This window comes from Sulfuricurvum sp., assembly GCF_036279695.1.
Lineage (GTDB): Bacteria > Campylobacterota > Campylobacteria > Campylobacterales > Sulfurimonadaceae > Sulfuricurvum.
In genome coordinates, this window is record NZ_DASUIQ010000099.1 from 1 (window position 1) to 6096 (window position 6096).

Sequence of the window (6096 nt, forward strand, 5' to 3'; positions counted from 1 at the left end):
GTTTTGAGAATGTACTTCCGATGGTTCCGGCGGGCGGATCGCTCTTTAATATGATGTTAGAGTACAAGGAGAAATGATGATGGAACAGACAGAACGTCGTGTTATTTCCGTAATTGTCATGAATGAAGCAAGCGTACTCTCACGTATCGCAGGATTGTTTTCAGGTCGAGGATACAATATCGAGTCACTAACCGTAGCTCCGATCCCTGAGTCTAAGTATTCTCGTATTACGATCGTCACCGCAGGTTCGGTACGTGTGGTGGAACAGATTACGAAACAGCTTCATAAGCTTATTCCGGTTCTCAAAGTATATGAGCACGCCGATTTGGTCGAAACCGAGATGGCATTGGTCAAAATACCGATGTCTGAGTCGTTGGGGGACATCGAAGCTCTAACCCATGCGTATAACGGACGGATCGTGAATGTCGGGAGCGACACGATGATCGTTATGGTATCGGATGAACCGATGAGGGTGAACCATTTTCTCGAAGCGATCAAACGTTTCCACCCCAAAGAGATTGTTCGTAGCGGCTCTGTCGCGTTAGAGAGATAAGAGAAGATGACACTTCAAACTATTGCAGAGTTGCTAGGGTGCCAAGAGGTTAAAAGTTCTATCCATATTACGGGGATGAATACGCTTCGTGAAGCATCGGAGGGGGAGATTTCATTTCTCTCCGACTCCAAATACGAAAAAGAACTCTCGCAGACGAGAGCAACGGCTGTCATTTTGCCTGCTGCAAAAGCGCATCTTCTTCCAGAAGGTATCATTGCCCTAGAGTCAGATGAGCCGTATATGTCGGTAGCACTCCTCTCCAAACATTTTGCCAAACCGATACAAAGCAGCGATATTCCTCCTGTTATCGGAAATGGGACAACCCTTTATCCGAGCGCACATATCGAAAATGGAGCTAAAATCGGTGCAAACTGTACGATTATGAGCGGTGTTTATGTAGGTGCTGAGGCGGTTATCGGTGATGATGTTATCCTCTATCCTAACGTCACGATTTACCGTGATTGTGTGATCGGCAATCGGGTTATGATCCATGCGGGAAGTGTTATCGGGAGTGACGGTTTCGGGTATGCTCACACCAAAATGGGAGAACACATCAAGCTCTACCAAAACGGCAACGTGATACTCGAAGACGATGTTGAGATCGGCGCCAATACGACAGTGGATTGTGCGGTCTTCGGATCAACCATCATCAAGCAGGGGAGCAAAATCGATAATCTCGTTCAAATCGGACATAACTGCGTTATCGGTGAACACTCTATTATGGTCTCACAATCGGGGCTTGCAGGCTCTACCACACTGGGACGAAATGTCGTCATGGGGGGGCAAAGTGCGACGGCGGGTCATTTAACAATAGCGCCGTTCACGACCCTTGCTGCCCGTTCTGGTGTTACGAAAAGTATCACACAAAAAGGGGTCTACAGCGGCTTCCCGTTGATGGAACATAAATTGTGGCTGAAAATGCAGGCTAAATTGGCTAAAATACTAGAATCTTAAGAAAAGGGGCGATGAATGCGGAGAATACTGGTAAGTTTAATGGTTGCAACATCACTGTTGCGTGCTGAGAGTGAACTCACTAAGGAAATCCGGATGCCCGATATTGTTCTCGATGCGATCAAACATTGCGAATGCCTCCAAGAAGGGGGAATGTGTAACCCTAACGTCATCCGTATCAATGCAGACGATGAAGCACAACGTGCCGCCGATGCCGGATTTTCGGTGAGTGGGCATATTATTAAATGCGGTTCAAGCGAGCAGTGCAGTGCTCAGGCACAAGCGCTTATTGCCGGAGGGATTGTGAATCTCGATCTCGGGCCTTATCAAATCAACTACAAATATCACCCCGATCCTATGTTGCATGAGTATTTTGAAGAAAATACCGCACGTGAAAAAGCAAACGCTATTTTGACCCGCTTGGTCAAAAGCTTCGGCTATTCATGGGAAACATTGGGACGCTATCACCATTTCAGTGCGACAGATCGTACTCGTAACGAGCGTTATTATCGAAAAATGTACGCTTTTATCTACGGTAATACCGCCTCTAATCAAGGCTCCAACTAATTCTTATTCTTTTAAGGTTGCTTTAGCCAAAATCGGCTAAACTCTTTCCTATACAGTTATATTAGGAGAGTTTATGAGTTCTGCCGTAACCATGATTAAAGAAATCCCATTAGACGGTACCAAAAAAGGTATTATCTCCATTTCTAAAGTAGACGAGCCTTACGGGATAGGGAGTGACAGTGTCGCCAGTATCGGGATTTCATTGTCCGGTGATCCCAAAAATCCGGAGTGGAAAGTGCATTTGCCGATGGGGAATATTGATGCAGTAGTTGAAGCGTTAAAAAGTATTAAGTAGGTCTCTCATTCCCAAATATTTTGGGAATGAAAAAAGAAATTTATTTTTTTGAAGCCACAAACGTAGCGATACGTTTGATCCCCTCGCGAATGCTTTCAATATCGGTTGCAAAGCTAAATCGAAAATACCCCTCGGAACCGAACCCGACACCCGGTACGACCGCAATCCCTTGTTCTTCTAGAAGCTCTTTACAAAATTGCATTGAATCGTTGCTGACTTCTTTGATGTTCACGAACAGATAAAAAGCACCATCAGGTGAGAGGACGGAGAGCCCGTCGATTTCATTGAACAATTTTACCGCTTCGTCACGGCGTGCTTTGAACTGTACTCGCATTGCTTCAATATCTGCATCTGCATCCCCATTGAGACCTACGATAGCCGCTTTTTGGGTGATGGAGTTGATATTTGATGTACTTTGGCTTTGGAGTTTTTTGGTCGCTTGGATGATTTCGGTATTGTGCGCAGCCATATACCCAAAACGCCATCCTGTCATCGCTACCGATTTACTAAGACCGTTGATAGTGATAGTGCGTTTAAACATATCATCGCTCACCGCCGCCGCAGAGGTAAACTCACCGTCATAGATCAGTTTTTCGTACATCTCATCACTGGCAACGAGGACATTTGTCCCCTCTAATACTTTTCCCAATGCGGTGAGTTCTTCGCGTGAGTAAACAGCACCCGTCGGATTTGATGGTGAAGTGAGGATCAACATTTTGGTTTTAGGAGTAATGGCTTTTTTGAGTTGCTCAGGGGTGATTTTAAACCCGCTCGCATCGTTCGTCTCGATTTCAACCACGGTTCCGCCGCAATACATCACTAGTTCAGGATAGGTTACCCAGTACGGAGCCGGGATGATCACTTCATCACCTGCTTGGATCGTGCAGGCAAATAGGTTGTAGAGCGAGTGTTTCGCACCGTTATTACTGATAATTTGGTTCGGTTTGTAGTCCAAGCCGTTATCACGTTTGAGTTTTAGTGCTATAGCCGCTTTGAGTTCAGGGATACCGTCAACGGCGGTGTATTTGGTAAAACCGTCATTGATGGCTTTGATAGCAGCATCTTTGATCACTTGCGGAGTATCAAAATCGGGCTCACCTGCGGAGAAGCTGAGGATATTTTTTCCTTGTGCTTTGAGTTCTTGCGCTAACGTAGAGATAGCAATGGTAATCGATTCGGAGAGGATATTGACGCGATCGGTTAACATGGATCAGCCCTTGTAAAAATTTTTGCGAATTATAGCATGGGAAGGTTGATTTTATACTGTTTCGCCTTGGTCACATTTATAGCCTGAAATTATGACTAAAACGTGACTATCGGTTCGATACAATTTTACATTAATTTACACGATTTTTATAAAAGGTAATTATTCACTTTGAAACAGAATAAAAAGACAGTTTTTTCGTCATTTTTATTGTTACTCATGGGATACTCGTTAGGGGCAGTAGAACACAATACTGCAACAGACGCAACAGCTATCCCGCTCGAGGAGCTGCTTCAGATTGAATACATTCCCGCCAGCCATATCGCCAACCAAGTGAGCAACGCTTCATCCGCCGTTTCGATTGTTACCGCTGAAGACATCCGTGATTACGGCTATCGCACCTTAGCCGAGATATTAGCCAGTATGAAAGGCTTACATCTATCGTATGCCGCAACATACGGATTTCTCGGTGGAAGAGGGTTCCCGAATAATGAATACGCGGGGCGTATTATCGTCCTGATTGACGGGTATCGCGCGGATGATAGTCTGTATGGTCAAGCGTATTTAGGAAACGACGGTATTCTCGATGTCTCGATGATCGAGCGTGTCGAGTATATCCCCGGCGGTGGATCGGCGGGGTACGGCGATGGTGCACTGCTCGGTGCGATCAACATCATTACCAAAAAAGGCTCCGACATCGACGGTACGCGCGTAACATTTGGATTTGGCAATCACCATGCACGTCAGCAACGTATTAGCTACGGAGAAAAGCTGGACAACGGTGCCAACATCTTGCTTGGAGCCTCCGCGTATGCGACACGAGGCTCTGTTGCCAAAGCGGGCGATAACGATGAAAACAACAAACGCTTCTTCGCCAAATACGATGCTGATAATGTCTCATTCCTAGGGGCGTATGTTAAGCGTAATATTCAAAATCCTACGTATGCTCCTACTGATTCTTTGCTTTATAGTGATGAGAATGCATTTCTCCTTTTGAAATACCATACGGACATCGCATCCGATACGAAGCTCTCTACATCGTTTTGGTATGGGCAGTATACATACAGTTTTGATTATATGGAGCCTCAATCTTACAGTTATGGATCTATATCGACAGCCCGATGGAATGGCGGCGATGCGAAGCTTATCGGCTCATGGGTGGATAACCATACTATTTCGCTGGGCGTTGGGTATCGCAATGATTATTTGTGGTCTTGGAATAATTATTCGGAAGATTTGGTATACAATTATTCCGATAGTAGTGGGGGGGAACACCCCCCTCGTAAAACATACAGCTTTTATGCGTATGATGATTTTGTGATCTCTCCGACACTGAGCCTCAATTACGGTCTGCGCTATGAGAACAGCAATAACAATATCTCTTATTATACCCCACGTGCCGCATTGATCTATCAACCATCCGAAGAGAGTGTCTTCAAACTCTCCGCCGGCAAAACCAACCGTCAAGCCACCCCTTCTGAGGGTGCATGGACGAAAGAGGAACAGGCTCGAACGGTAGAGTTTGTCATCGAACAACAGTTGGGATGGGGAACCAAACTGAGCGGTTCGTTGTATCGCTATCGTATCCGTGATCGCATCTCTTATGGCTCTACTAATGATGTTGTTTTAAAAGGGGCGGAAGTTGAGCTTGAAAAGCATTGGGATGATGGGATACGTTTAAAAGCGAGCTACGCACGACAAAACGGAGAAGAGAGTGATGGTGCACATCTTGGAAATTCACCTGAGAATCTTGCCAAGTTTAATCTCTCTACCCCGCTTTTGGATAATAATCTGCGCGTAGGGCTCGAAGCGCAATACGTCGGGAAGTATCTGTATTATACCGGTTCAGAAACGTATCACACTGATTATACACTCGTGAACTGTAATCTTTTGGCACATCGTTTTGCACCGAATACAAGTGTTAGTTTCTTGGTTCATGATATGTTTAACCAATCAGACAAAGAAGCGACAACCTACCTGCCGCAATCGGGTCGCACCTTCTGGCTACAATTGGAGTACAACTTCCAATGAGACAGATAACACTATTTTTAATATTTATGGTAAGCTTATTAAAGGCTGAAGCATTGCCGGAATATACGATCAAGGCGGCATACTTGTATAACTTTGCACTTTTGACTGACTGGCATAACGGTGATCCGTCGGGGGAGTTTAATATTTGTTTTTATAAAGAAGATATGGGAAGCGCATCGAATGCCTTGAACAACAAGATGCTGAGAAACCAAAAAGTAAAAGTTTCCACCGTATCGACACCTGAAGCGGCAAAAGGGTGCCAAATGGTGTTTATACGAGAGAGTGAAGGACAAAGCGGTGAAAAACTGATTCAAAAACTTTCCGGTTCATCGATCTTGATCGTGAGTGAAAATCCGAATATCAATGATTCCCATATTACGATGTTGCGCGATAACCATAAGATTGCATTTGACATCAATCTAAAATCGATAAAGGTATCGGAGTTGAGCGTGAGTTCACGACTTTTGAAACTGGCTAGGAGGGTTGAACCGTGAT

The 6096-nt window shown here is 45.0% G+C and carries 7 protein-coding genes; 6 read left to right on the top strand and 1 reads right to left on the bottom strand.

From position 1 onward, the window contains the following. Window positions 1-76: 76 nt before the first annotated feature. The 4 genes from ilvN to VFW36_RS09695 all read left to right on the top strand — a co-directional run bounded on the left by ilvN (window position 77) and on the right by VFW36_RS09695 (window position 2366). Window positions 77-553 carry an acetolactate synthase small subunit gene (ilvN, locus tag VFW36_RS09680; RefSeq protein WP_329658608.1) on the top strand — a complete coding sequence of 159 codons (477 nt, stop codon included), beginning with the start codon at window positions 77-79 and terminating at the stop codon, window positions 551-553. Between the two features lie 6 nt (window positions 554-559). Then, window positions 560-1507: a UDP-3-O-(3-hydroxymyristoyl)glucosamine N-acyltransferase gene (lpxD, locus tag VFW36_RS09685; RefSeq protein WP_329658609.1), complete on the top strand. Its 948-nt coding sequence runs from the start codon at window positions 560-562 to the stop codon at window positions 1505-1507. Window positions 1508-1522: 15 nt separating this feature from the next. Continuing rightward, window positions 1523-2071, top strand: coding sequence for a hypothetical protein (locus VFW36_RS09690; RefSeq protein WP_329658610.1), 549 nt, complete (start codon window positions 1523-1525; stop codon window positions 2069-2071). A 73-nt stretch (window positions 2072-2144) separates the two neighbouring features. After that, on the top strand, window positions 2145-2366 hold the full coding sequence (locus VFW36_RS09695; protein WP_329658611.1) for a hypothetical protein: 222 nt from the start codon (window positions 2145-2147) through the stop codon (window positions 2364-2366). Window positions 2367-2406: 40 nt separating this feature from the next. On the opposite strand, the gene VFW36_RS09700 is transcribed toward VFW36_RS09695, so the two are convergent. After that, window positions 2407-3573: a pyridoxal phosphate-dependent aminotransferase gene (locus tag VFW36_RS09700; protein WP_329658612.1), complete on the bottom strand. Its 1167-nt coding sequence runs from the start codon at window positions 3571-3573 to the stop codon at window positions 2407-2409. Window positions 3574-3741: 168 nt separating this feature from the next. Here VFW36_RS09700 and VFW36_RS09705 point away from each other — a divergent pair, with 168 nt between their 5' ends. Both VFW36_RS09705 and VFW36_RS09710 read left to right on the top strand, forming a co-directional pair. Then, window positions 3742-5601, top strand: a complete 1860-nt coding sequence (locus VFW36_RS09705) for a TonB-dependent receptor plug domain-containing protein (RefSeq protein WP_329658613.1) — start codon at window positions 3742-3744, stop codon at window positions 5599-5601. A gap of 26 nt (window positions 5602-5627) precedes the next feature. Further along, window positions 5628-6095, top strand: coding sequence for a YfiR family protein (locus tag VFW36_RS09710; protein WP_329658614.1), 468 nt, complete (start codon window positions 5628-5630; stop codon window positions 6093-6095). Window position 6096 lies beyond the last annotated feature (1 nt).